This window comes from Paenibacillus wuxiensis, assembly GCF_040195695.1.
Taxonomy (GTDB): domain Bacteria; phylum Bacillota; class Bacilli; order Paenibacillales; family Paenibacillaceae; genus Paenibacillus_B; species Paenibacillus_B suaedae.
In genome coordinates, this window is the sequence record NZ_JBEFZI010000002.1 from 306,479 (window position 1) to 331,442 (window position 24,964).

Sequence of the window (24,964 nt, forward strand, 5' to 3'; positions counted from 1 at the left end):
TAGTACTATAGTTTTATGACAACTCAAATAATGTTTGATGATGAGCAAAGGGTCAAAATATTTAAAGCATTAGCTGATGAAACAAGACTGGATATCATTCGAACTCTGTACGCCAACGGGAAGGAGATGAATTGCGGAGAAGTGATGCAAATTCGCGATACTTCGAAATCGAATACTTCGTATCATTTGCGTACTTTGAGGGAGGCGAAACTGATCAAGGTACGAAAAGAAGCCCAAACGAAGTATATGAGTATCGATATAGAGACCTTTCAAACTTACTTGCCCGGATTTCTGGATACACTGTAGAAAGAAATCTATTTTTTTATCATTTAGTTCAATAGTTTTTTAACTACAAAACTAATTGCAAAGGAGAAGGTAAGCACCATGAAAAAATTAACAACATTATTTTTCCTCATCATGTTTGTTATCGGAACCGATACATTTTTGATTTCTCCACTTATCCCCACTCTTCAAATTTTGTTTCATATCTCGACCGAGTATTCCGGTTGGATGGTGGGGGCCTATGCTTTAGGTTATGCGATATTTGCACTGATCGCTGGACCGCTTTCCGATGGATGGGATCGAAAAAAAGTAATGTTTTCTGGCATGATATGCTTCTCGGTGTCAACCATTTTATGCGGTCTTGCCACAGGTTTTTGGTCGATGTTTTTATTCCGTTTTTTAGCCGGAGTCAGCGCAGCATTTACAGCGCCTCAAGTCTGGGCATCTATTCCTGCTCTATTTCCCCCGCCAAAGATCGCCAAAGTATCAGGAATCGTAATGGCAGGCTTGGCTGTATCCCAAGCGTTCGGTATACCTATTGGAAGCCTGCTTGCTGCGACCCATTGGTCTTATCCTTTTTTTACAATCGGTGCCTGCTCTTTGTTGGTGGCGATATTTATCCTGTATGCTCTTCCCGAAATGAAACCGAATCAAGACCAAAGAACAGGAATATCAATATTCAGAAGATACATCCCGCTATTGACAAGCCAAATAGCGAGAAGAACTTTCCTGGGTCATTTCTTATTTCAGTGTGGATTCTTTGCTGCTTTTTCTTTCATTGGAAAATGGATGACGGATCGCTATCACCTTTCGATCGATCAAGTGGGGTATGTGATGTTTTTTCTTGGTCTTGGAAATATGATCGGGAGCATTAGCGGTGCTTATGTGATCAAAATGTTGAACCGTTTCAATACGATAGTTGTGGGCTTTCTTGTCTCTATTGCATGTTTTATTGCTTTGCCTTACCTATCATCGGTTTCGGCTTTCGAAGGTATATACTTTTTAATATTTGCTAATATGGGAATCGCATTTCCGCTGATTTTGGGACTGCTGAATTCGTTAAATCCGACAATCCGTGGCACGATCTCAAGCCTGGCCAATTCGATCATGTACGCTGCGACAACACTCGGCTCTTGGATCGCAGGCATGATTTATGCAACTTTTAACGGTTTTTATGGCGTAGGCATTTTTGCGGCCATTTGTTTTGCTGGCTCGTTGTTATTTTTTATATTAAGTGGTATTTTGACGATTCACACGAAAACAAAAAAGGAATTTGCATCTTGAATGCATATAAGAAATCAAATGGATATTCTAAATCTTCCAAAATTCAACATACTAAGTATTAGTGAGAATGAATTTGATATTCTAATACAAGTGGTGACGAACTCTCCCCCTTTAGCTTGCCCTCACTGCGGATGCATAGCGAACTTCTATAAGCACGGTAACAGGGAATATGTTTGTATGGATGTGCCTCTTTACGGCAAGCGTGTAGGACTTCAAATAGAGCGTAAGAGGTATCGCTGTAGAGAATGCAATCGAACCTTTTGGGATCGCTTAGACCACACCATAGACGAGAGGCGAAACTGCACCAAGCGATTATTGTCTTATATAGAAAAGCAAAGCCTAAAGCGTACGTTTGTCAGCATATCCGAGGATGTTGGATTGAATGAAAAAACGATACGTAACATTTTTCGTGATTACATCAATCGTCTTAAAGAAACCATTCGGTTTGAAACTCCTAATTGGCTTGGGATTCACGGAATACACATTATCAAGCCAAGATGCATGATAACCAACATTAAAGAATGTACTTTGTTAGACGTTCTAGCCAATCTTAACAAGGAAACCGTTGTAGGCTACCTCTCATGCCTTCCAAATAGAGGACAAATACAATACATCACAATGGATATGTGGCAACCGTATAGGGACGCTGTCAGAGCTATATTGCCAAAAGCTGCTATAATCGTCGATAAGTTTCACATTGTCCGCATGGCAAACCAAGCATTAGAATCCATTCACAAACAGATTAGAGAGAGCTTATCACCGAAGGAACAACGTGTGCTTATGCACGACCGTTTTACCCTCCTAAAACGCCACAAAGAGCTTACAGAGATGGATAAGATAACGCTTGACCTATGGACGAATAATCACCCTTTACTGGGGATTGCTTATGAAATCAAGGAGTCCTTTTTCGATATTTGGGAAAGCAACACAAGACAAATAGCGTTCCTCAAATACCTCAATTGGAGATCTAAAATACCAAAGGAACTCCAATCCGCTTTTGAGCCTTTAATTATGGCCGTGACGAACTGGGAAGAAGAGATATTCACCTACTTCGACCATCGCTTTACAAACGCCTATACGGATTCTCTCAACAGCCTTATCCGTGTCATTAACCGTTTAGGCAGGGGCTATTCATTTGAAGCCTTACGAGCCAAACTTCTCTATACAGAGGGGCATGCAAAGCAATGCAAGCCAAATAATCAGCGGCGGATCGAAACTTACGTAATGGAAGAAAACTTCCCAATGTTCAAAATACCTCCCGTTATTTGTGAACCGAAAGAATCAACTCTGCTTGGCATTGATATTCCCACCTTGATTGAGAGATTGGAAAAGGGCGAATTATAAGCCTTTTTCCACCAATACATCGCTAGTGTATGTCCTGAACCCGAAATGAAAACAAACGGCAGACCTCTTAGTGTTTTTTCGAAGTTTCATTCTTAGAAGACACGAATAAGACCGCAAGGAATAATCCTTGCGGCTTTGATATTTATCCATAGGAGTGAGTCTTTACTTACCTCCTTCTTCCCATCAATCTTCTATTCTCCCAAATACCTTAATGTAATTTGCAAAAGCTTCTCCATACTCTGCTGCGAGTGGCTGTGTCAACATGATATCCACGCTCCTTTTCCAAAAATGATAGCATACACCTTTCACAATGTGGTGTTTTGTCTATGCTGGCAGTTCGGAAATTAGCAGAGCATATGTGCAATATATTGAATGAAGACCAGTTAAAATAACGGATGGAGTTGAACACTTATATAGCTCCCTTTTTACATGTTATAATTACAAAATTCATAGCAGGCTTATCTTTCATATTTTTATTGGGCTCGTCAATCTCTGAGAACTCGATTAATCCATACTTCTCAAATTCTCGTCTTACTGAATTCGAATCATAGTAGAACATTTTGACGCCTTCCATAATCTCAAATCTATCTTTACTCAGTTCTCTGCCTTTGCCATACATGGGGGCCTTTTTTGTAACAGCAGTAAACATCATGTATCCATCGGGTTGTAACTGATTGTAGCAATCTTGAATCAATTTTTCCCGTTCACGACGATTCAGTAAATGAATCAGGGCGTAGCAGAATATCGCATCATATCGCTTGTTATCAAATGGCATATTCGTCACTGAACCATGATAAATAGTAGCATTTACCCCGTTTTTCCTAGCTAAATCAATTGCTGTTTTTGATATCTCAATACCTGTCACATGCATTCCGTTATCTGAGAATATCTTTGCATTTCTTCCGTAACCAAAACCAGGTATCAATACGTCCTTCACTTTCTTCTCGAGGAAAAAGTCCTTTGCCATAAAAGCAGAGTCGGAAGGTTCCAATCCCCACATCATTTGTTTCTCAATAAAGCTTGCTTCCCAGAATTCTGTCATAGCTTTCTCCTCTGTGATGGTTTCAAATGCGATATAATACAAAAGCATATAATGTATATTGTAGATATCTTATATCTGTAAATAGAATATAAAAAACATCTCTGATGAAGTGAATGTTACTTTACTTCATGAATTGCAAGCATATTGGGTTACTTTAGTAACCTTTTTGTTCTGCAGATGCGCTCTAAAATAGGTTTTGCTTGTGTCATCATATTGAAAAGAAAGAGGACAATTTCAAAAGATATTATAGATCCCATTTGTCTATTATTGTACAGATGCGAAGTACGTAAGTCAATCGGTTGACACGATGTGGTTCACGGAACCAGATTAGAATTTCGTCGCATCTTGAAATTGAAACACTGCTCACCTTGCTCCTTGTCCACCTTGGCAATCCAACCGACATTAAACTGCGTTAATTATCCCGAAGTGAAATGCATGTCATACCCTGCAACATAGAGCAACGCTGATGATTAGTGAGGCATCACTACATCTTCCCATACTCCAGACACATAATAAAAACCGATCCTGGCTCCCTTTACTTGGAAGGAGTAGGATCGGTAATATGAATTAATGTTCTCTTATAGCGACATCCGGTATATATGCAAGACATCGGAGCGGCTCAATTTCTTAAAGTTTCCTAAATCACCATATATCATTGCTTTATCCGCCATTAATTCAATCGTTGAATCGTCGATGCCATAATCCGCTAATCTGCTTGGTGCAGAAAGGGATGCAAAGAATTTCCTAAGCTCGTCGATACCTTCTTCAGCAAATTGTCTCATTTCTAGCTGCTCAAGAGGGTTCCTATCCCTCGGTTCATAGCCAGCTTATAGTAGTGATGGGCCATGGCAATATCGAATATCGCCATGCCCATAGGATTAAACATGATAGCATCGTTTGGTCTTCGTTGTTTTAGTTCATTTTCCAGCACAATGTCCACAATGGATTTCGTGTGCTCTTTTTGCAATCCCATTTGTTCATTCATGTGCAGGATATCCGTATTTTCCCGACAAACCTCTTCCCAGTTATCGACTATAATGGATTTCGTGTAATTCAGAATTTCAGGCTTAAAATCCCTTAAGGATACATTCAGAATAAGAGCGTTGTCCTTAGGTTTTCGATCTATATAACCAGATTTGGACACCGTGCAAGTTATAAATATATCCGAGTTTACATAAGCATCTTCCCAGCTATTGCAAACCTCTACTTTCCCTTCTAAATGCGAAATTTCTTCTGGCCGAACTCCTGCTACATCATAAATATATATTTTGCTTAAGCGCTCTCCCAGTAATGCGCATAGCATCTTCAAATGGAACTTACCGATAGGGCCAAATCCTACAATGCCGGCTTGAATATTTTGTAGCCGTCTCGTATTTTCATAGTACTTCACGATTAAGCCTGACACGGCTGATGTGCGTATGACGCTTATCAGCGAAGTATTAATAGTTGCTATCGGTACACCCGTTTCCGCGTCGTTAAGGATCGTTACCGAATTGGCCCGAGGTAAACCTTTTTGTATATTCTCTGGAAAGCTGGCAATCCACTTTATTCCCGCGATCTGAAATGCGCCGCCTGCGTAGGCAGGCATCGCAATGATGCGGTTGGCTTGATTCTGGAATCGTAAATAAGGTTTAATCGGTTGCGAGTATTCCTCATTCGCGATGCAACGAACCGCATGTTCGATGACATCAATATTGGCATCCCAATCCACACCGAGATCCAAAATATCAGCATGATTCAAATACAGCATATAGAGAACCTCCCGTCATTTGTACGGCCTTTGACCGGCACGCAGTTAAAATAGTGAATATCTAAGCTTTTTCCCAAATTGCTGAACGCCGTCCTGCGAGCATAGAACTCCGATTACGCGCTCTTCCTGGGAAATCCAGGAACATTGACGCCGCCCGTATGGCTGAGCAGCTGCCGGATACTGGACTATCTAAAAACTTCTCCATCGTCTGCTCTTTCGCCCGGTAATATCCGCGAGCCAGTCCAACACCTCCAATATAGAGTTCACCGACCATCCCAAGCGGAAGCACCTGTAGGTTTTCATCAAGTACATATAACTGAGTATTATAAACCGAACTGCCGATCGGCACATTCGTTCCATGAGATACATCTTGGTAAGTAAGCCGATAATAAGATGAGACATCCGTACATTCGGTTGGGCCGTATGTATTGATAATCTCTGCGCAGAAAGAAGGCGACGCTGTCCATGGTCGTAATTTTAATAAATGGATGGGTTCGCCTCCCAAAAACAATCGATTGACAGAGCGGAGACGCGAAAAATGATGCCCGAGATCCTTTTGATCTTCCTCAGGCACATGCAAGTCGATCAAGGGAAATATAAGGCTAGGCGCACAGTTGATCACAGTTACTTGCTCTCGTTCGATCGTTTCAGATATGCCTGCATAATCATTGACGGCTGCTGGAAAAAGACAAAGGCGTCCACCAGTTAGTAGCGGAGCATACAAGTTTTTTGCGCCAAGTCAAAACTGATTGAAGCAATCAACAGTACACAATCCGATTCGCTAAATGTAAATTCGTGAGTGTACCAATGCATTAATTTGCCGCCCTTCGCAAACAACGGCAATATGACTTGGAGTACGGGAAACCTGTGCTTCAAAAAGCTCGCTGATCGATTGATGGAATGGATCCTCTGTATTCAACTGATTAACGTTAAGGAGGATCTGCTTCTCTTCCTCGGAAAATATATCGAAATCGGCCAATGGAACATCCATATGAAATACCGCCTCTTTGTTGTGTGAGAAAATTATCAGCTTTCTTCCTTTGGCCAACCGCCCCACAAATGCCCCATATGACCGTCCGGATCGCGGAAAGTGAAGCCGTACCCGCCCTGTGGCTTGTACACCATTTCGTCGATATCGTTCCCTTTCTTCTTTAACTCCTCGTACACTTCATGAATATTGTCTACCTCCAGCGAAATGATTGGCTGATGCTCTCCACTGCTATTCGTAAAGTCCAGCTTTGGCACCTCTGGGCATCGAATAAGCCCAAGTCCGACTCCCCCGACGTTAAGCCAAGCCTCTTGGTCACCCGGGGAGTATTCGAAAGTGAACGGAATACTGAGTACCTCATTGTACCACCTAACGGAAACCTCTAGATCACGAACCGGCAATGAAACAACTGCATAGTTTTTTATCTTTATTGCCATTATGTGTATTCCTCCTTGTTAAATATATTGATTTCAAGGCTTCTGTAATCACAATTCCCCATCGGCTTAAAGCTTTGGCGGGGTGCTGAAAATGCTATTATGTACCTTTTTACTATTGGAAGCACATAAATATGGCTAAATAATATTTCTCCATTATTTCTCCATCAGTTGGCAAGCCGAGTAATTTGCAATACCAATCTCTTGTGTTCTCAATATTGCTTACTTAATCGATAACTGGAACGAATACATCTACTTTTCCTGGCCATTCCGGATCTTCAAATTGATAGACCTCAAGTGCAAGTGCCTTCGAATTGTTTTCAAATCCATTGTTTGCAAGGTAAGTATGGATTTCTTCATAAGGGTCTTTTTCTGTTCTTGTTGTCGCATAGGAATGTGGCGGAGCTGTAAAACCAATCATGCCTTCAGGGATATCCTCAAGGGAACTTACTTCCATGCAGAAAAAATAAGTAAATAGTACTTCCGATGAGAAGTGCGGACACACATATTCATGTGAATTGATTACGTTTTTGATTTCATGTTTGCGATTCAAGAAAGATTCTTTTGTAGCTTCAACTCTCTTTGGGTCATGATTCTGAAAACTAGATGTTACTGGAATGCCGATAAATTTTTTTTCCTGGAGGTGAACAACCACGACTTGGTTTTGGTTCATATTCATTTCTCCTTTGAAATTATTTCGTAAGGCTTTTGAGCCATCTTGAATCCTGATTCAAATCAATCATACTGAGCAAGTTTCCATCTGGATCTTCAAAATCCATTAAATAAAAATCGTCATTGTCACGGATATCAAACACGTTTACTCCATTGTTCTTCAGATACTCATGGGCAGAGTGGACATCCTCGGTTAAGAAGTTATAGTAAGGTGTGATTAATGCATCTTTGTTCTTAAATGTAACCGGCTGCCTTTCATCTACTTGTATCAGTCCTAATACAGTAGGAGTATGATTCAGTTTCAATGTTGCACCCTTCCCCAATTTACGGTTAGTTGAAAGCCTAAGATGCTCTCATACCAGTGAATGGATTCTTCAAGATTCTTTACTGGAATAAAGATACTTCTGATTTCAAATAGGTATGTAAAGACTCAATATCATTTGTGAAAAAGGTTATAATCCATCTCTTCTTATTGTTGATTTATTCGTTAGACCTGTGCAAGGAATACCTAGAATATTTGTTTTCTTGAGGTGTACAATCTCAATCGATATGGTCAAGAAGATCATTTCTGAATGCTTAAGATTTTTAGGTTCTTCGGCATTTTCATAAAATGTCTCATGTATTTTACGGCGAACAGCCTTATGGCTCTATCGGAACCTGTTAGAATGTGTTGTTGTGCTAATATGAAGTCCTGTTGGTGGGTTTCTAGAGTTCTCTCCATCGACTTGCCTTGGAAGAGCGTGGGGCGCGAATGCTGGTACGTTACGCGAAAACTATGAAGTTAGTGCTCAAAACCATTAATTTCTAGCTAGTAGAGATATTTAATATAATAGAACAATTGTTCTCTTTTGTAAATATAAACAATTTATTTCTTTCCGGAATATCGCATAGCCTTTGTATTCACGAATATAAAAGGCTTAAGGCGCGTAGTACCGGGAGGCTTTTCCACTTTGATTCTCATGGTGTTAATATATATTATAAGTTTGGCCATGGTCGCGTATTTCATAAATTATAATTTTCTCCGTAATCAGTCTCCCTCCTCTTTGTTCCACTAATTTGCCGGTTACTTCAATAAAACATCAACAAAGCAGTTTAACAGAGCCAAGTAATTGTTATTTGAAATTTCCCGGGCAAGCGCAGAATTCGCTAAAACAATCCATCTACTGACAGAATAGCTCAGATTCGTTCGTCGAGTTCTTCCAACGCAACTACAAATCATAATGCATGCGAGCTAGAACCTGTAACCACTGCACCTCTGCGCCCATATTGTTAACATAACGTTATTACTGTTAACTCAACACCGCTTCTCATCACATTATTCAATTCAGCACGAGTTTTAATACCAACAGACTTGAGTCTGCTCGAATCTATCTTCATAAAAAATTTGTTATCTTATCCATTCATTTTCACTCCCTGGCAGAAAGGATGCCCAATATGAACAGTAATTCGAATATACGAACAAAACGCGATATTACCAATGCATTTATGGAACTGCTGACGACTAAGACTTTTTCATCCATTACTATTCAGGATATTTGCGAAAAATCGCTTGTTCATCGCAGTACCTTCTATCGTTACTATGAAGACAAGTATGATTTGTTCAACAAAGTCACGACCATGATTGCAACTGACTTTTTCCAGAATGTGAATAGCAACCGTGAGTCATTGCATTCTTTCTACGAGCAAATGCTGAATTATGTAGAAGAACACAAACAACTGTTCCTTAACCTTACGATTAAAAACAATAACAATGATGTATACAATGAGTTGGTGAAAATTACAAAATTTCGAAACAAGAATTAATTGAAACGCTCCAAACATTGATGGAGTAACGGAACATTTTGCGACAATTGTCTTATTCTGAAACATATATCTCTAATTGAATGTCGATTCCCCACTATCTACTCTGCTATATTCGTCATGACAAAAACGAAGGAGGAGCATGAGTTGGACAGATTATTTACTACATTCGGGGATTTCATCATTCGACGTTCCAAATTCACGATCATCGTGATCACGATATTGACCGTGTCTTTTGTTATTGGTCTCCCGGAGCTTGATATGCAAATGGGCAACAACATATTCGTGAATCAAGCGTCTGATGTATTCAAACGCACGACAACCTATCAGGAGCAATTTGGCGGAGAATCCATTTTCGTTATGATAAGCGGAGATCCGCAAGTTCTTTTCACCCAAAAAACTTCACAGGAAATCGTTTCGCTTTGCTCAGAAAGCCGGTCAAATCAAGGATATTACAGGCAGCATGCACTATATTGGCTTAATGAATGAAATGCTTGCTATGGAGCATCCTTCCCTGCCTATTGTCTTGGTTCTTGGATTTTCGCCTGGTACCCTGCATATGTTGGACCTGTCCTATAACCCGCTTACGATTGCGCTAAGCTGCCTAGTATTAGGCATAGGAACCGAATTCACGATTCTGATCATGGAAAGATATCGAGAAGAAAAATCGAAAGGATTATCTACAAAAGAAGCAATAACCGTATCCTTATCCAAGGTTGGGCAAGCGATTACGGTATCCGGCCTAACCGTTATGTTCGGGTTCTCTAATTTACTATTTGTTAGCTTCCCTGTCCTCCGATCATTCGGGATGACAACGGTTATCGATACGCTGTATTCCTTGGTCTGTGCGTTGACGATCTTACCTGCTATTATCATTTTATTTGGTAAGAAGAAAACTGCTGAACGGCGAAATGTTGATGTTGAACATAATTAGGTGAAATGATAACCCAATCTAACGAGATGTCTGTCCTTAGGAGTCCTAAACCAAGAGAAATCAAGCTTGTAGATTGGGTTCTTTCATTCAAATTGTTTTACAAATGATATATAATGGAAGGATAGTAAATGAGGGAGGGTGAATAGCATGAAAAAATGGTGGTCATCACATCCCAAACTTTCAAACAGCATGAACTTCATAATAACGGCTTTTTGCTTGTGTTTCGTTCCAATGTACATATTGCCGGATCATGTTTTTTGGGGCTTGGTAATTGGTTGTGCGCTTTCCGTACTGTTGAATAGTATGATCGGTACGAACTGGAGATCTTCGAAGTTTCAATTTTAACGTGTGAACAAGCCGCAGGACTAGGTAATAGTTCGTGCGGCTTTAATATTACGATTTGTGGAGAGAATCTACGATTCATAATAATCTTGTCCTCTAAAGCCGTTAAATACCGATAGGAGCCCACAAAGGCGAAGTCGATCTTGATCAATAACATGTTCGCCATATGCTTTCACAAATCGATTGGCATAGTCAGCGCTTTTCAAGTTGAATTGTAGAGACCATAGCGCCCAGAAGATATCATAATGCCGATCTCCTATCCCGCCATACCCTACATCTATGAAGCCATTCCGTTTATTATCTTGCAGAATTAAGTTCGGCAAGCAATAGTCGCCATGTATGATCACTTTGTCTTCTTCAGCGTATTTATATAGAGACACCATATCTTTATATGCGGATTCTCTACTGGTATATCCCATATAGTGAAGAAGGCTCTTTTCTGCCTTCCCTTCCCTGTAATTGCGCTCTGCCCGGATGAACATATCCTCTAATCCGTTTGTAACAGGGCAATCTGTACGTGCAATTTGATGCAAATGTAGAAGGCTTTCCGTAAATACATCGCATAAATGCTCTGGGTGAGCTATAAATTCATCGCTTGCTGCATGTGAACCGGGAACTCGTTCGGTGACCAGATAATCATTGGTATCATTGGAACTATAGTGTAGTACGCTTGGGCATATGCCTTTATGATGCAAATAGCTCGTCATAATGGCTTCACGCTGCATTTGTTCTTTTGGAGTTACTTTTAGGAAGACATCGTGGGATTGATTTTTCATGTGATATACTGATGATCTTACGGTTTTCTTAACGACTGTCACATCTGCTTCACTGAAGTAGGCTTGTATCTCGATTGGAAATAGTTCGGTTATAACTCTCACCTCGATTCAACTGACAATATCTCACTTGGCGGTCTGCTTATTCGGGTGTCAGGTCTATAGTATTTAGTTAGCCAGTGGTACAATGACTTTTCATTGAAACCAAGACTTTCATATAACTTCCTCGCATAATTGCCTTTCACAACCCCCAGCTGAACGATGGTATTGCCGCGACGCATGATTTCGTTTACAAGAAATGAAACGAATGGTCTGCCATATCCTTGAGATTGGAGATCATGCCGAACAGAGACATGACTCAGCTCATTGCCATCAATCATTCCAACCCCTGCGATTTCCCCTTCAACAAGAAGCACGTATATGTTGCTTTTGTTATCGAACATGCGCTTTCGTTCATTTTCATTCGGAGGGAAATAATAGGTTGGAAGCATTCCCAGATTATCATGCAACTTGTAAAAAGCGACCTCGATAAGTACATGACAGGTCTCATAATCATCATCTTCATAAGGTCTAACCGAAATATGCTGTTCAGGAAGATAGCCACCTTCCCGCTCCATGATGTGAGACGACCAACTGATGTAGTAACCATTCTTATATAAAAATTGCAATGTAGAACGATCGCCATCCATGCATCCACCTATCGAACGTTCTACGATCTTATGTGGGGTGAGCAAGTGGTCTACCTTCGCCATGAGGGCAGTTCCAATCCCCTTCCTTCTGTATTCCTCGCTAACATATATCATTGTCTGTGCTTTTCTCTTAATCCCATCAATGGATAGGAAACCTACTGTTATGCCATTGTAGCGGGCTACAAATATACCATCCGGGAACATTTTCTCGCATCTTAGCAATTCTTTAATCTGTTCATCTCCACACAACATAGCTCTGATTGAATTTTTATCCCTTTCAGGTTGGTATGGTTCTATTATCAGATCTTCCACGCGTACACTCCTTCTCGTTAGCCAGTTGATTTCAGGGAGTCATATTTTACCACATTCATATGTGTATGTACTAGTTATTTTTTAACAGTCTTCTACACGAACAATTCGCAATCTCTGTATCCCTACATAAACTGTCGTCACCTTATGGACAGTGATAAAGGGGCTCTCACTCCTCCACCCTTTCCACCTGCTATAATAATGCACGTAGGGGACATTAATTCAACTCGCTTCTCCTGTTCGTGAAAAAAGGCAGCTGACCCCAAGGAGTCGGCTGCCGCCAATTATCTTTATTGAGTTATCGTCCCGTTAGCCAAATCATTCTTCGAGGCATGCAAAAATGATTACTACCGCTCCAGGAAGCTCGTGATTTCTGCGCACAGCTCCTTGTGAAACTGGATTCGATCGAAGCCCGGAGGGTCTTGTGATGGCAGAAATGATGGTGAACTCATCGAATCTGGAAATGGGCTCAAAAAGGAAAAGTGTCCGGCATTTTGCACAGTTCGATATTGAACTTTATTTCGATCAGCAACCCCATTCATAATAATTTGCGCGTGAAAAGCGGGTGTGTATGAGTCTTTTTCGGCGTCAAGCATCAAAATTGGGACATCAACCTTGCGTAACGCTTCTTTGGATTGAAACCATACCGATGCCGGCGCGAGTAATACGAGCGACTGAATGCGGGGATCTGGCGTGACCTCAATGTGCTGTGGTTGACCATCTGGCGACTCATGAGGAAATGAGGTGGGCTCCCCGCCTGCCGCTGCCAATGCGGTGTATCCTCCAAGGGAATGTCCGATAATCGAAACGTCATTCGGGTTCACTTTCCCAGCAAACCTCTCATTTTCAAAAAAACAGTCGATGGCCATCTGAATGTGACGGGGTCTGTTCGCTAGATTTTGAACCGTACCTTCCAAGCTATTATCGGTTCTATTATTGAATGGGTGTTCAGGCATTCCGACGATAAAACCATTCCGTGCCAAATGCTGAGCTAACATACGATAGGCAAAAGGAGTGCTGCCAGTACCGTGAGAGATCAGCACCAATGGGAACGTTCCCTCCAAGACCTCAGCATCCTTCGCTAACTCGATCGAATATGGCCCTAATTGAACGGTTTGCTCAGCCGTCCCCGTAGGATACATCACCCACATTGGAAATGTAATGCCCAAAGCCTTATCCGATATTTCGACTTTACGGAGTCCTGCGGCCCTTGGCTGTTTGATTTCATTTACGTCCATTTTATGTGTTCCCCCTGAGATAGTAAGATGTAGACTCGATTGGAATGTGAATTCATTTATACTATACGGGTTTTCATGTTATCGTGTTGAACTATTTTGCAAATTTACAGTCGGATGTTATGTCGTCTTGTTTATTCACTTGTCCACGATGTACTGCGCTGCATACGGCTAATGAATTCCCGTCTGGATCAAAAAATCCACTAGCTCCATTCATAACCACATCTCGATTACGCAACCCTAATAGCATCTCCTTCACATTGGCTGAGTAGAAGTCGATTACACTATGGGGTACATTCGTATATGTATTCGTAAAAGCAAGTCGCTGTTCATCTTGGTTTTCAACCAAATATAAGTTTGGAACCCCAAGACGTTCGCCTCCATCCAGATAAAGCATGGCTGCCTCCCAATCTCCGTCCGGTTCTCCAAGAACTTTCATGCCAAAAGTCTCGGTATACCAAGCTATTGCTTTTTTCAAATCCGACACAGGAATTTCTATGCCTGCAACACGCCATACGTACGGATGAGATTGTGGAATTGCTTGGTTCGCGTCTCCTTGACCGTTAAGTTCAACATTACAAACCCCAAACGAATTGCCGTCACAGTCCCGAAACCCGAATCCTTGACGATGAGGATCCTGCTCCCAATCAATCTCATTGACATCAACTCCGCGTTCCTTTAGAAACCGATAGTATCCTTTGAGATCATGCGTATAGAGGTCGATAATACTTTGAATATAGCCATGTTTCGTATTTCTAAATGTTAATCGGCGAGTATCTTCTGTCTTTACGAGGTACAAGGAAGGCACTCCAATCGCTCCTGATCCGCCTTGAAAGTGCAGCATTGCTGTTGTCCATTCATCACTCCATTCTTCTTGAAGGTTAGCACCGAGCATCACACCATACCATTCAACTGCCCTGCGTAAATCCGATACAGGAATTTCAATTGTTGCAATGCGCGGGACTATCGCACGCAGAACTTCTCGTTCAATGTTTTGTCCAAAGCCATCATGATTCATGAAATCATCCATTAATACAAACAGCTCCTTTTTGAGTGAATCTTTTGCTCTGCGAATTCGACTCTCCGCCGCGTTCATCGATATATCAAGTATTTCTGTGGGTTCTCGAATCGTGAACCCGCCTAAATAGTGAAGCATAGATGCAAGCCGCTGCGGTTCACTTAGGGCGTTGAAAGCATCGAAGACCTTGTTTCTCACGCCACGCTGCATGACAAGTTCTTCGACTGATTGGCCGAAATGAAGATCCTTGGCAACTTCAAGCGATGTATATCTGCCTTCCGTACGTATTGCATTCAGACTTAATCTCCTAGCAATAGAATATAGCCAGCTCCCAAGTTTCTCTGGGTTCTGTAAGGTGTGCATATTCGTATATGCTTTAAGAAACGTTTCTTGCGCAATGTCTTGCGCAGTATGATAATCCCGAACGACTTCATAAGCAACGCACACTACATTCGCATTTTCCGTCGGTAATCGCTAAAAAAGCTACAAAAAACTTCGACACTTATGTTCGAAGTCCATTCTGTGTAATGGCTAAGCTTATGGAACAGTATTCGCAGCTTTCTGCCTGTTAGATGAAAAAGGCTGCCATAAGGCAACCCAAATCAGTGAATATGCTAAGGTACATTTTTAACTTCTTCATTACGAACCAAAATGCCCAATCGCAGTCACAAAGATGAAAAGGAATACCGCCATGGATGCATTAATGACTTCGAACAGCATAAGCGGTTTAGACATTTTAGTCGGTGATTTTGGAAACCTACCAGCTAAGTCGATTATGTACACGATAAAGTATAAGACTGCGATGATTTTCGTGATGAAAATGGCGTTCGCATGTGATATCAACAAGAGATAACACGCGATAAACGACGTAATTCCAAGTAAGATAAGAAACAGATTGAATCCCCAAAATACAATTCCTTTTAATTTGGAAAAATCCCTATTCTCAATCGGCCCTCCCGGAACCAATATCGCCAACAACATTACATTTAAAAACACGAATAAACTTGCGATGAACATCATATTCTGCATCGTTATTCCTTCCTCTCATCTGTTAGTGTTACAAGCTTAACAAGAGGAAAGGAGAATGTATTGTAATAAATCAGCATCTTTGATGAAGCTCTATCATTTCTGACCATACCATACATAGTGAAGGGTTAATTCATGAGGCGGCTTCTCTAATTCTTTGACGGTTTTGCCTGTGAATTTTTTGGATGTCTTTATTAGGTGCGACTGATCATAGTAACCAATCTGGATATCTTTTCTCAATCCTTCATCCTCAACAAGCTTTCTGAACTTTATAATATCTCCATAGGCCTTCGGGGTCAGGCCGATCTGTTTCTTGAAGGAACGCTCCAGCGTACTTTCTGAAATTTCAAAACATTTCGCCATCCTCACAATGTTCAAGTTGTTGTACTCTCGTTCTACATGCATAAGCATCTGCTCTATACGGCTGGTATCTTTCTTATTCAACGTTAATCGATGCAACAAATAATGATTGATTGCTGTGATCTGTTTCTCCACATCTTTACAGCCTCTCATCTCTCGATACAGCTCACCTAGAAGAGGATCCACTTCGTCGACGTGTACGACTTGCTCTGTAAATTCAAAGCTGGGTACATGAAAAAGTTGTATAAACCCTAAAGGAGTCAGTGATATGCCAATTTGATATAAGTGTTGTCCATATCGGACATGCTTGGCTCTCTTCATTTGCCCAATCACAACCGCATTGGGGAGCGTTATTTCCCTCTTTTCCTCCACCAGCCGATAAGGAGAAGCATAATTGAATATGATATTGATATGTCCGAGCGGCATAATTATATCTTCTCTCTTGTCGTCCCCGAGATCGGAGAAATCAACGACCCAAACATAGTCTACCAACTTCTGTAAATCAGTTATAGGTTTAATAGTTTGAATCATCGTAAGCATCTCCACATGGTGTTATTATCATTCTAGTTGCTTTTGAGTTAACCGGAGTTTACTGAAAGATCCTTGTCGCAGGTTCTGAAGTGGAATGCCCAGCTCCTTATAGGCTAGAAGAATGGCACCGACTACGGGTGGAAACAGTGGTTCAACCACGCGATATTGCTTTAATGGATTGGCCATAAGCAATTCTGTCAGCTTGCTGCGCATATAGGGGCTGCAGATGACGCTGCCGATTAGCACGACATCGAGACTGCGCTCCGCAAAGTTGGAGCCGACAAGCTCGATCCCTAATCGGAGCTGCTCTACAGCGCGGTTGCATACGTTTCTTGCTATACTGCTGCCCTGTTCTGCCGCTGCGGTTACACATGGAGCGAATTGACCAAAATGCTGATCGCGCTTCATCGTATCTGGCTCAAATCCCCGCCGAGCAAGCTCCTGCAACTGCTCCAAGCTGTTCGTTTTCCAATGCTGCAGCATCTGCGCAATCAGTCCTTCATTCGAATCATCTGAGTGACCTGCAAGGACTTCATACACAGCATCATAGGCAAGATGACGAGCGGCACTATACGAGTAATGACAATAATCCAAGTTTCGGGTTCGTGTGCCATATTCATTGATGCCCATAACCATCGTTCCCGTTCCGGCGATGGCAATGATACCTGGTTGATTTTGCAGTGCTCCTGCGTGAGCAACATCGGAGTCATTCAAATGCAGCTTGGGGCAATCGAGCCCTAGAAGGTCGGTAAATGCAGGGATCCAGGCGTCATCTGCTTCTGAGTCATAACCCGCAATTCCAGCAACAAGCGCGGCCACATCGGTTGTATCTCGCCCTGCTACCGCAAGCGCATCCTTAATGGTTGCTTTCACATTCTCAGCTGCGTTCACGTCTTTATACTTGGATGCACAGCCGCCCTCCGCATAAGCAAGCTCATTTCCGTTCATATCACAAATCATAACTCTTGTATTCGTACCGCCTCCATCGATGCCGACAACAATATTCCGCTCCGTCACAGCAATGACCCCCTAACCAATTATCGAAATCAGACCCATCATCACTCTATTGGCAGCTATCCCTTCAATCATAAGTCATCCACGAAATTCCATTACATTTCATATTCTTCAAAAATCGGCGATAAACCTTCTTTTCCGGAGAAAGTTCCTACAGCTGCTCCTCATTTTGTATATCGTGTTGATTGATAATTGTAACGGGATGGGAAATCATTGAAATTATTTCTATAATAAAGGAGGAAAACGCATTCATAAGTAGAATGTATCTTATAATAGGGGGTGAACATATGAACAAAATAACAAAACTAATGGCGGTTGTTGTTTGCGCATCTGCAGTACTCGTTGCGTTGCCAAGCCCGTCCCATGCAGCCTGGTGCGGCGGAAAAGCTTTAATCAGAACCGAAACAAACTGCATCAATGGAAAAACCTACATCACTAGACACTACATGCAAACCTGCAAGTATGACAACGGCCAATCAGAGACCAAAACATGGACAGAGACAGAAACCCGTAGCGGATGTATTGCCCAGAACTAATTCGGTTCGCTAACAATTATTTTCATGCTTGTACATAAGCGGCTCTAATAATTCGTCCCACACCATGGTAATGGTTCAGTGGAGGAATTGTAGAGCCGCTTTATCCACTTTGTTTATCTGCCGGGATGCTGCACAAAAAACGCATCCTCTCCCAAAGGGATGAATGCGTTGAATACAATCTGATACAGTCCTTCATTACATACGCTAGCCAATTGAGCTTCCTCGATATTGAAAACATAAAATAAGTTAACCAGGTGTATGCTGGCATTTTACCGTCATTTTTCTACACTGATACCATGCCGCCGCTTTATCATCCTTCTGCGTACGTACCAACTGTATCCGAGCGGCAGCAGGCTGGCAGCGCCGATCCATGCGCCGAAACCAAAGATGTTCAGATATGCCTCCAACGGCTTGGCAGGATCGCCGTCGTCCATAAGTCCCAATCCTAGCGCGGCACCGAGCACCAAGCCCACGTTACGCGTCAATGCAATCATGCTCCCGAGCGATCCTGCGTCTTCCTTCACCGCATGGCTCATAATGAAGCTGTTATTTGGCGAAGCGATCAGCCCCATCCCCGAACCGATCAAGGCAAGCGTACAAATAATTGCCCACAGCGGCAATACGCCGAATACCCCAGAGAATAGCATGAACCCGCCTGCCATGGCGCATAATCCAAGTCCCATTAAGCGACGTGATCCAATCCGATCAGATAAGTGCCCTGCGACGGGACCGATTACAGCCAAGAGAAGCGGATATGCCAGCATGACATAGCCTGTATCCGCCGTGGATACCGAGGTGGTTCCGGAAATATAAAAAGGCATGAGAACCAATGCAATATTGGCCATCAGGAAAGATGCACAGCTAATGATCAGACCGCAGGCTACGGCTGGAATACGGAACGCCGAGAGCGGCAGAAAAGGCTCTTTCTGCCGGGACTGCCACAACCAGCCCAGAGGGCATACAATTAGCAGGACTACATAAAGTAGAAGCATATTCGGAGATCGCCACCCTATCGCGCCTCCGTTCACAATGGCGTATATTCCAATGCTGATGCTGCACATGAACAAAATGGCTCCAATTACGTCCAATGAGGCTTTCCTCGTCTTAATCTTCTGATCAGCAGGGATGAAGCGCAGCGCTAACCCGGTTGCCACGACTGCCACGGGAACATGAATCAGAAACGCCCATTGCCAGCTCAACCATGCCGCGGTGAAGCTGCCTGCAACCGGTCCCGCCATGCCGCCTAGGGCAACAGCGGTGCTCACAAAACCGAGAGCCCGCCCTCTATGTGTGCCCGGCATATGAAACGTGATAATTGCCATATTTGTCGCTTGGAACATTGCCGTACCTGTCGCTTGCACAACCCGCATGAAGAGGAGCACGGTGAGATTCGGCGAGAGCGCAACCAGAACAGAGCTAATTGTGAATAAGGCTATGCCGCAGTTATGGATGCGGCGATGCCCCCAGCGATCGCCTAACTTGCCCATCAAGGGGAGGAGCGACGTAATAGCGAGGAGATATCCAGTCGTCATCCAATGCACTGTCCCAATATCGGACTGGAACACGGAGACGAATCGGGGAAGCGACACATTCACTACCCCGGCGGTAAAGTGAGACAAGAATGCGCTGAGACAAATCGCCGTCATCATCCATGCCCGTTTTCCGTCAGCTGTTCCTAGTCTTTCGTGTGCAGCAACGCTCAACAGTTCTCCCTCCCCTTCAGCGGAAGAGCGGATTGCCGGGTATCGAATACCGGCCCCAGTTTCGCGCAAATGGTTCTTCCTACATGGCCGTAGCCCTCGATGACAATAAGCTCATTTTTTGCATGCATTCTTATCACCATATCCTGTAAAGTTTATAATTAATATACATTGCGTTATAAAATGCACGCGCAGTATTTTGTGTGCAAAGTATAAAAACCCGGCGAATACCCACTCTTTGTCACAAGTGTCTATCTTCCGGGCTTTCATGTACTCTAAATCTGGTTATTTCTCTATTTTGGTTTGTGTACGTATGATTATGAACCGCTGTACAGCGTGATTTTATTTATTATTATCTACAGGAATCGATATTTTCTTCTTATAGGTTTTTATATATTGGTAGCCGTCCACCAGTAGGAATTCTGGTTTATCGGTTGTATTAAACGAATACGTCTGTTCCCACAGAATGTTGCCGTTCTTCAAATCCCATTGTCTTTCTTTCGATATTGACGATACAGGAATAACTTTACTGCCAGCCTGTATGGACAATGTGTCCGTCTTCAAGAAAGTAAATTGTTTTCTCGCAATGACGACATCATGACCTGTAGCCGTTTTGGTAACGCTGCGAATCCAGAACTTTTCATCTCCAATTTGAATGGAGCGATCGGATGGTGATGCAAGCGAGATAGGCTCTTGTATGTTATGATATCCTTCAAAATTGACGAGTTCAAGCTCAATGGACTGAATATTGTCTGTAGGGAATGGATCAAATTTCAGTTCGAAGTCTGGATTACTTCCCCCTCCTCTAGTCCAACTAACTTCTTTTCCATTCACATAGAGCTTGGTTTGGCCTGAAAATCTCGGGTATTCCTCTAACTCATAATGTCCCTTAACAATGGTTGAAGTAGGCGAAGCTGTAATGTAGTCATAATGAATGGTTCCTTTATCGACAACGATGGATTCGGAAATATCCTCTTTAATGATACTCTTCATCGCTTTGTTCGCTTCAAAATCGAAGGAGATGGGATAGGATATCTTCTCCCCATTGTCCAGCCACTCAGTGAATGTAAGGGTTAATGTACGAGAAAATGGACTGACTGGTTCGAAATCAGCATCTCCCACGAACTGGCTTTTATTTTTTCCGGGACTTCCGCCCCCCTCAATTGGGCTGGAATCGGTCAAGAACCCTTTCACATGTTCAAAACTATACCGTACAAAGTCGTGGTCCGTATACTCAGTGCCCGCGGGTCGATCAATCGTGTAATATATGCGGAATACGTTATCGTCCGCAATTACGTCATTAATAGTAAGGACAGTTCCATCCTTAAGCGTTGTGCTTTTGTTTACTTCTTGTGCGACTCCCTGCTTCATCACATCCGCAATGCTGTTGAAGTTGACGCCGCCAAACAGCTTGACTCCATAATAAGCTAAGGCTGGATACTCGTATACGCCAACAATGAGAATGACTGCTGCCGCTGCCGATGCAACCCATGCCCGAGTTTTGTTCTTGTTTCTTTTTTTGGATGGAACATTGTGAAGTGCATCTCGAAGTCTGCCCTCAAGGTCAGACGGAGCCTGGATTTGATTCAAGGTTTCTTTATGCTCCTGTAACTTCTCCTCGATCGTTGTCATAACGATCACCTCCGATCATCACTTTTAGTTTTTGTATGCCCTGTGAGATTCTCGATTTTATGGTTCCAAGCGGCGCTCCGGTCATATCGGCAATGGTCTGATACGGAAGATCATGAACATAGCGAAGCTCGATCGCCTCCCGCTGCTGTGCATTCAGATGGGATAGCAGCACCTGCATGTCCAATTCGGACTCGGTATCACGATAAGGATTATCATCTGTTAATGCAGCTAGTGATGGCTCTTCCTCGTCTTCCAGTGGTACGAACCGATCCTTTTTGCGAAGTAATGTTTTGCAGCGATTGACGAGAATCGTCTTGCTCCAACTGTAGAACGCTTCGCTATTCTGCAATTGCTCAATCTTCTCATATAGTGCGACTATCATATCTTCCATTGCATCCATCGCATCATGCTCATTGCCCATGTAGGTATAGGCAAGTCGGTAATAAGCGTCCTTATCGGCCATAATGAGCTGTAATAATGCCTCTTTGTTGCCTTTTTTGGCTTGTTTGACAAGATGGCTTACTCTCATGTTCACTCCCCTTTTCATAGATAAGAGATCGCGGGGATCAGAAAAGTTCATTTTATATAAAAAATTATACATAAACGTCAAATAGCCCACACCTTGTTACACAGATGAGGGCTCTATTAATCGTTTGATTACACTGTAGATTGCTGCACTATCTTGGCGCCGCGTGGCGTTCTGACGAACAACCGATTTTAAACAAAAAGTACGATTCGCAGAGAATCGATTCGATTAATCTTGATTTGATCTTTCTGTTTTTACATTTACGGATGAGAGTTCCCTTGAAAATGCTCCATCATGCCGCCAAATATAATACGCTTGGTTCCCAATAAAACCGCAAACAAAATCTAAGAGTTCTGCTATAAAGTCTTGTTGCCACTCATTTTTTAAATTTTGATGTGTTGCTAAGAGGCGGTTATATACCATTTTTTCATCCAAGCCGCTATCATGCAGCATAACTAGATAATCGTATCCGCGCTTTACTAAAGAGTAATAATCTACATCATTCAATAGCAACGGCAATTTTTCAATTTCATTGAAAATCTGTTCATAATTACTCGGATGTTTATCTGTTATAATCCTCTCCTTCTGTTTAAGGATCAACGCACATTTGACAGGTTCGTTTTAAAGGATAATTCAGTTCACAGAGTCAGGAGAAATGATTTCCCACTTGCCAAACAGTGTTAAACCTGCGGCTTTAGCCAAGGACGTAGACGCATAGTTATCAAGCTGGCATCTGTATTGGGGTTCGTACCCTTGTGTGTAAGCGAACTTGCTAATGGAGCGCACTACTTTGCGGGCATGGCCTTTCCCTCGATAGTCATTCAGCGTGAGCACTCCGGTATCCGCTATATGCGAATTCAGCCATGGGTACATGCTGGCGGCACTCACTAAGCGGTTATGCTCAAACGAGCCAAACACAGCCCAGTGATCCAATTCCACATAAGCGTCATCCAAGTCTTGTTCCAAGGCAGCGGCTTGGAATTCGAAAAATACAGCATGGTCTTGCTCTGTCAATTGCCGCAAATCACCGTCCACGGCTTCTTGCATCAATGTGTTCTTATCGGCTTCTGTAAAATAGAAGAGATAATCTGCCCCATGCAGCGTAACCCCTGCTTCATTTAATTTTTGTCTCAAGGTGGCTTCCGTCAGTTCTGCTTGATGAGTAAGGCCCGCCTTATCAGCCATTGCCGGCGTCAGAACCGCCATTACCTTCCCGTCGGTCATTGCCAATACCATAACCCGGTTGTCATCGCTCAGGTCAGGATTGATGGTGAGTGTAAAGACTTCATCGTGATAAAGGACTTCCCCGTTTCCGAATTGCCCCTGCCAAAAGGCAGCAATCATCTCTGAAAATCTAGGCATGCTTGTCGTTTGGAGTGTTTGATTTTGTTGATTTGGCATCTTGATCATTACCCTTTTCTTTAGACTTTTCTCTACTCATTCGCATGTGCTTCCAGATATAAGAAGCCCTATACCAAACTGTAAATGAAAAGATTTGCTTTTACTATGTTGAATACTTCTATATTTATTTTCTACACATTCACTTGCTTCTGAATGATTCAAAATCCCATAAGATCCTTCACATGTTCCGCATTTTTTTTAGACGTTAGTTTTTCGAGTAATAGAAATGCAACAGCAAAAGCTGTACCTGGATTTGAAGATGTAATAATATTACCATCCTGAACAATTAAATCATGTTGCACATCTGCACCGAAATTCTTTAACTGCTCTTTTCGTTTACTCGTTGAATGATTGTATGTGGTCGCTTTTTTTTCTTTAAGAATACCGCTTTTGCCAAGTGCTAATGATGCAACACAGATACTAGCAATCGGTTTCTGATTGGAATAAAAATGTTGAATGATATGTAAAAATGGCGCACTGAAGGCATCTTCGTAAAATCCAGCTTCTTCAAATCCTCCTGGAATAGCGAGTGCATCAAACTCATCTAGTTGAATTTCATTGACCGTTTTTTCAGGGATAACAGTAAAATTCCATGTACAGGTTAATTTATTCCGAAGACCTACGGTTACGACCTCAGTTGAGCCATCTCCCTCCCACTTATTCCAACCTAGCACATCTGTAAATACACTAGCTTCTACTGCTTCAAATCCGTTAGCTAATAATAATAATATCTTTTTCATGTTCTAAATCCCCTCCATATCCTTATTTTATAAAAATATAGAAGACTCATGAACAGGCTAGAAAAGGATATTTTATTGTTTGGCTTTAATTTATTAATTATTTTGGTTATTCTATATTATAAAAAAAGGTTGGATATGTTATGGATCAAATTGATAAAAACATCGTGAGAATATTACAGTCGAATGCGAAAATTTCCATGAAAGATTTGGCAGAAGCTGTTCATTTATCTTCTCCATCCGTAACTGAGCGAGTACGAAAGTTAGAGGAGCAACAAATTATTGAAGGTTACCATGCACGCGTTTCTCTAAAAAAAATGAACCGTCCAATCTCTGCACTTATTTTGTTTGAATCGAAGGATTGTAAATCGTTAGCAAGCTTTTGCAGTAACCATCCAGATGTACTTGAGTGTCACCGGGTAGCAGGGGAAATTAGCTATATTGTCAAAATAGCAACGTATTCTGTAGAGAGTTTAGAGCAATTTATTGATGATTCCATGCAATATGGTACGCCCTCAACAAATATCGTGTTATCTTCTTATGAACAAAAAGTAATCGACCCTTATACTTGTAAAGAATAAAAAATAATCAACAGGTCAAAAGGA

At 42.1% G+C, this 24,964-nt stretch carries 29 protein-coding genes and 1 pseudogene; 8 read left to right on the forward strand and 22 right to left on the reverse strand.

Annotated features, from left to right (window positions below):
• The first annotated feature begins 15 nt into the window (after positions 1–15).
• The 3 genes from ABN764_RS04710 to ABN764_RS04720 all read left to right on the forward strand — a co-directional run bounded on the left by ABN764_RS04710 (position 16) and on the right by ABN764_RS04720 (position 2,910).
• A complete protein-coding gene (locus tag ABN764_RS04710) occupies positions 16–306 on the forward strand; it encodes an ArsR/SmtB family transcription factor (RefSeq protein ID WP_446671094.1) in 291 nt (96 codons plus the stop codon).
• A gap of 78 nt (positions 307–384) precedes the next feature.
• Positions 385–1,566, forward strand: a complete 1,182-nt coding sequence (locus ABN764_RS04715) for an MFS transporter (RefSeq protein ID WP_446671095.1) — start codon at positions 385–387, stop codon at positions 1,564–1,566.
• A gap of 18 nt (positions 1,567–1,584) precedes the next feature.
• Complete coding sequence (locus tag ABN764_RS04720; RefSeq protein ID WP_446671336.1) at positions 1,585–2,910, forward strand: ISL3 family transposase; 1,326 nt, start codon at positions 1,585–1,587, stop codon at positions 2,908–2,910.
• Positions 2,911–3,319: 409 nt separating this feature from the next.
• Here the strand turns inward: ABN764_RS04720 and ABN764_RS04725 are convergent, their stop codons facing one another.
• The 9 genes and pseudogenes from ABN764_RS04725 to ABN764_RS04765 form a co-directional block, all read right to left on the reverse strand.
• Complete coding sequence (locus ABN764_RS04725; protein WP_028532846.1) at positions 3,320–3,952, reverse strand: class I SAM-dependent methyltransferase; 633 nt, start codon at positions 3,950–3,952, stop codon at positions 3,320–3,322.
• A gap of 578 nt (positions 3,953–4,530) precedes the next feature.
• Positions 4,531–4,731 (reverse strand): annotated as a pseudogene (locus ABN764_RS04730) (NADH-dependent alcohol dehydrogenase); the annotation flags it as partial.
• A 5-nt stretch (positions 4,732–4,736) separates the two neighbouring features.
• The gene (gene sbnB, locus ABN764_RS04735) at positions 4,737–5,702 is read right to left on the reverse strand and encodes a 2,3-diaminopropionate biosynthesis protein SbnB (protein ID WP_268625235.1); all 966 of its coding nucleotides are present in this window, start codon (positions 5,700–5,702) and stop codon (positions 4,737–4,739) included.
• Between the two features lie 61 nt (positions 5,703–5,763).
• Positions 5,764–6,426 carry an AMP-binding protein gene (locus ABN764_RS04740; protein ID WP_446671096.1) on the reverse strand — a complete coding sequence of 221 codons (663 nt, stop codon included), beginning with the start codon at positions 6,424–6,426 and terminating at the stop codon, positions 5,764–5,766.
• A 57-nt stretch (positions 6,427–6,483) separates the two neighbouring features.
• On the reverse strand, positions 6,484–6,693 hold the full coding sequence (locus ABN764_RS04745; RefSeq protein WP_446671097.1) for a hypothetical protein: 210 nt from the start codon (positions 6,691–6,693) through the stop codon (positions 6,484–6,486).
• Positions 6,694–6,728: 35 nt separating this feature from the next.
• Positions 6,729–7,127 carry a VOC family protein gene (locus tag ABN764_RS04750; RefSeq protein WP_446671098.1) on the reverse strand — a complete coding sequence of 133 codons (399 nt, stop codon included), beginning with the start codon at positions 7,125–7,127 and terminating at the stop codon, positions 6,729–6,731.
• Between the two features lie 223 nt (positions 7,128–7,350).
• Complete coding sequence (locus ABN764_RS04755) at positions 7,351–7,797, reverse strand: GyrI-like domain-containing protein (RefSeq protein WP_051614123.1); 447 nt, start codon at positions 7,795–7,797, stop codon at positions 7,351–7,353.
• 19 nt (positions 7,798–7,816) lie between these two features.
• Complete coding sequence (locus ABN764_RS04760) at positions 7,817–8,101, reverse strand: VOC family protein (protein WP_446671099.1); 285 nt, start codon at positions 8,099–8,101, stop codon at positions 7,817–7,819.
• Positions 8,098–8,205 carry a VOC family protein gene (locus ABN764_RS04765; RefSeq protein ID WP_139170691.1) on the reverse strand — a complete coding sequence of 36 codons (108 nt, stop codon included), beginning with the start codon at positions 8,203–8,205 and terminating at the stop codon, positions 8,098–8,100. The genes ABN764_RS04760 and ABN764_RS04765 overlap by 4 nt, the downstream gene beginning before the upstream one ends.
• A 1,025-nt stretch (positions 8,206–9,230) precedes the next feature.
• On the opposite strand from ABN764_RS04765, the gene ABN764_RS04770 reads away from it, so the two are divergent.
• The 3 genes from ABN764_RS04770 (at position 9,231) to ABN764_RS04780 (ending at position 10,530) form a co-directional block, all read left to right on the forward strand.
• On the forward strand, positions 9,231–9,599 hold the full coding sequence (locus tag ABN764_RS04770) for a TetR/AcrR family transcriptional regulator (RefSeq protein WP_446671100.1): 369 nt from the start codon (positions 9,231–9,233) through the stop codon (positions 9,597–9,599).
• Positions 9,600–9,743: 144 nt separating this feature from the next.
• Complete coding sequence (locus tag ABN764_RS04775) at positions 9,744–10,085, forward strand: hypothetical protein (protein WP_446671101.1); 342 nt, start codon at positions 9,744–9,746, stop codon at positions 10,083–10,085.
• The gene (locus ABN764_RS04780) at positions 10,060–10,530 is read left to right on the forward strand and encodes an efflux RND transporter permease subunit (protein ID WP_446671102.1); all 471 of its coding nucleotides are present in this window, start codon (positions 10,060–10,062) and stop codon (positions 10,528–10,530) included. The genes ABN764_RS04775 and ABN764_RS04780 overlap by 26 nt, the downstream gene beginning before the upstream one ends.
• A gap of 413 nt (positions 10,531–10,943) precedes the next feature.
• Here ABN764_RS04780 and ABN764_RS04785 read toward each other — a convergent pair whose 3' ends face one another.
• From ABN764_RS04785 to ABN764_RS04815, 7 genes are all read right to left on the reverse strand, one after another.
• Positions 10,944–11,750, reverse strand: coding sequence for an aminoglycoside 3'-phosphotransferase (locus tag ABN764_RS04785; RefSeq protein ID WP_446671103.1), 807 nt, complete (start codon positions 11,748–11,750; stop codon positions 10,944–10,946).
• Positions 11,747–12,646, reverse strand: a complete 900-nt coding sequence (locus ABN764_RS04790) for a GNAT family N-acetyltransferase (RefSeq protein ID WP_446671104.1) — start codon at positions 12,644–12,646, stop codon at positions 11,747–11,749. Before ABN764_RS04790 ends, ABN764_RS04785 begins: the two co-directional genes overlap by 4 nt.
• A 344-nt stretch (positions 12,647–12,990) precedes the next feature.
• Positions 12,991–13,881: an alpha/beta hydrolase family protein gene (locus ABN764_RS04795; protein WP_446671105.1), complete on the reverse strand. Its 891-nt coding sequence runs from the start codon at positions 13,879–13,881 to the stop codon at positions 12,991–12,993.
• Between the two features lie 91 nt (positions 13,882–13,972).
• Positions 13,973–15,343 carry a sigma-70 family RNA polymerase sigma factor gene (locus tag ABN764_RS04800; protein ID WP_446671106.1) on the reverse strand — a complete coding sequence of 457 codons (1,371 nt, stop codon included), beginning with the start codon at positions 15,341–15,343 and terminating at the stop codon, positions 13,973–13,975.
• A 192-nt stretch (positions 15,344–15,535) separates the two neighbouring features.
• Complete coding sequence (locus tag ABN764_RS04805; RefSeq protein WP_446671107.1) at positions 15,536–15,925, reverse strand: DUF8051 family protein; 390 nt, start codon at positions 15,923–15,925, stop codon at positions 15,536–15,538.
• A gap of 93 nt (positions 15,926–16,018) precedes the next feature.
• A complete protein-coding gene (locus tag ABN764_RS04810) occupies positions 16,019–16,813 on the reverse strand; it encodes a DUF6597 domain-containing transcriptional factor (protein ID WP_446671108.1) in 795 nt (264 codons plus the stop codon).
• Between the two features lie 27 nt (positions 16,814–16,840).
• On the reverse strand, positions 16,841–17,830 hold the full coding sequence (locus ABN764_RS04815) for a BadF/BadG/BcrA/BcrD ATPase family protein (RefSeq protein ID WP_446671109.1): 990 nt from the start codon (positions 17,828–17,830) through the stop codon (positions 16,841–16,843).
• Positions 17,831–18,114: 284 nt separating this feature from the next.
• Here ABN764_RS04815 and ABN764_RS04820 point away from each other — a divergent pair, with 284 nt between their 5' ends.
• A complete protein-coding gene (locus ABN764_RS04820; protein ID WP_268625259.1) occupies positions 18,115–18,363 on the forward strand; it encodes a hypothetical protein in 249 nt (82 codons plus the stop codon).
• Between the two features lie 275 nt (positions 18,364–18,638).
• On the opposite strand, the gene ABN764_RS04825 is transcribed toward ABN764_RS04820, so the two are convergent.
• The 6 genes from ABN764_RS04825 to ABN764_RS04850 form a co-directional block, all read right to left on the reverse strand.
• Positions 18,639–20,012, reverse strand: coding sequence for an MFS transporter (locus ABN764_RS04825; protein ID WP_446671337.1), 1,374 nt, complete (start codon positions 20,010–20,012; stop codon positions 18,639–18,641).
• Positions 20,013–20,405: 393 nt separating this feature from the next.
• Positions 20,406–21,695 carry a DUF4179 domain-containing protein gene (locus tag ABN764_RS04830; RefSeq protein WP_446671110.1) on the reverse strand — a complete coding sequence of 430 codons (1,290 nt, stop codon included), beginning with the start codon at positions 21,693–21,695 and terminating at the stop codon, positions 20,406–20,408.
• The gene (locus tag ABN764_RS04835) at positions 21,661–22,224 is read right to left on the reverse strand and encodes a sigma-70 family RNA polymerase sigma factor (protein WP_446671111.1); all 564 of its coding nucleotides are present in this window, start codon (positions 22,222–22,224) and stop codon (positions 21,661–21,663) included. Before ABN764_RS04835 ends, ABN764_RS04830 begins: the two co-directional genes overlap by 35 nt.
• 225 nt (positions 22,225–22,449) lie before the next feature.
• Positions 22,450–22,821 (reverse strand): hypothetical protein, encoded by a 372-nt coding sequence (locus ABN764_RS04840; RefSeq protein ID WP_446671112.1) that lies wholly within the window; start codon positions 22,819–22,821, stop codon positions 22,450–22,452.
• Between the two features lie 33 nt (positions 22,822–22,854).
• Complete coding sequence (locus ABN764_RS04845; protein WP_446671113.1) at positions 22,855–23,622, reverse strand: GNAT family N-acetyltransferase; 768 nt, start codon at positions 23,620–23,622, stop codon at positions 22,855–22,857.
• A 158-nt stretch (positions 23,623–23,780) separates the two neighbouring features.
• A complete protein-coding gene (locus ABN764_RS04850) occupies positions 23,781–24,362 on the reverse strand; it encodes a DJ-1/PfpI family protein (protein ID WP_446671114.1) in 582 nt (193 codons plus the stop codon).
• 140 nt (positions 24,363–24,502) lie between these two features.
• On the opposite strand from ABN764_RS04850, the gene ABN764_RS04855 reads away from it, so the two are divergent.
• The gene (locus tag ABN764_RS04855; RefSeq protein WP_446671115.1) at positions 24,503–24,940 is read left to right on the forward strand and encodes an Lrp/AsnC family transcriptional regulator; all 438 of its coding nucleotides are present in this window, start codon (positions 24,503–24,505) and stop codon (positions 24,938–24,940) included.
• Positions 24,941–24,964: the final 24 nt, after the last annotated feature.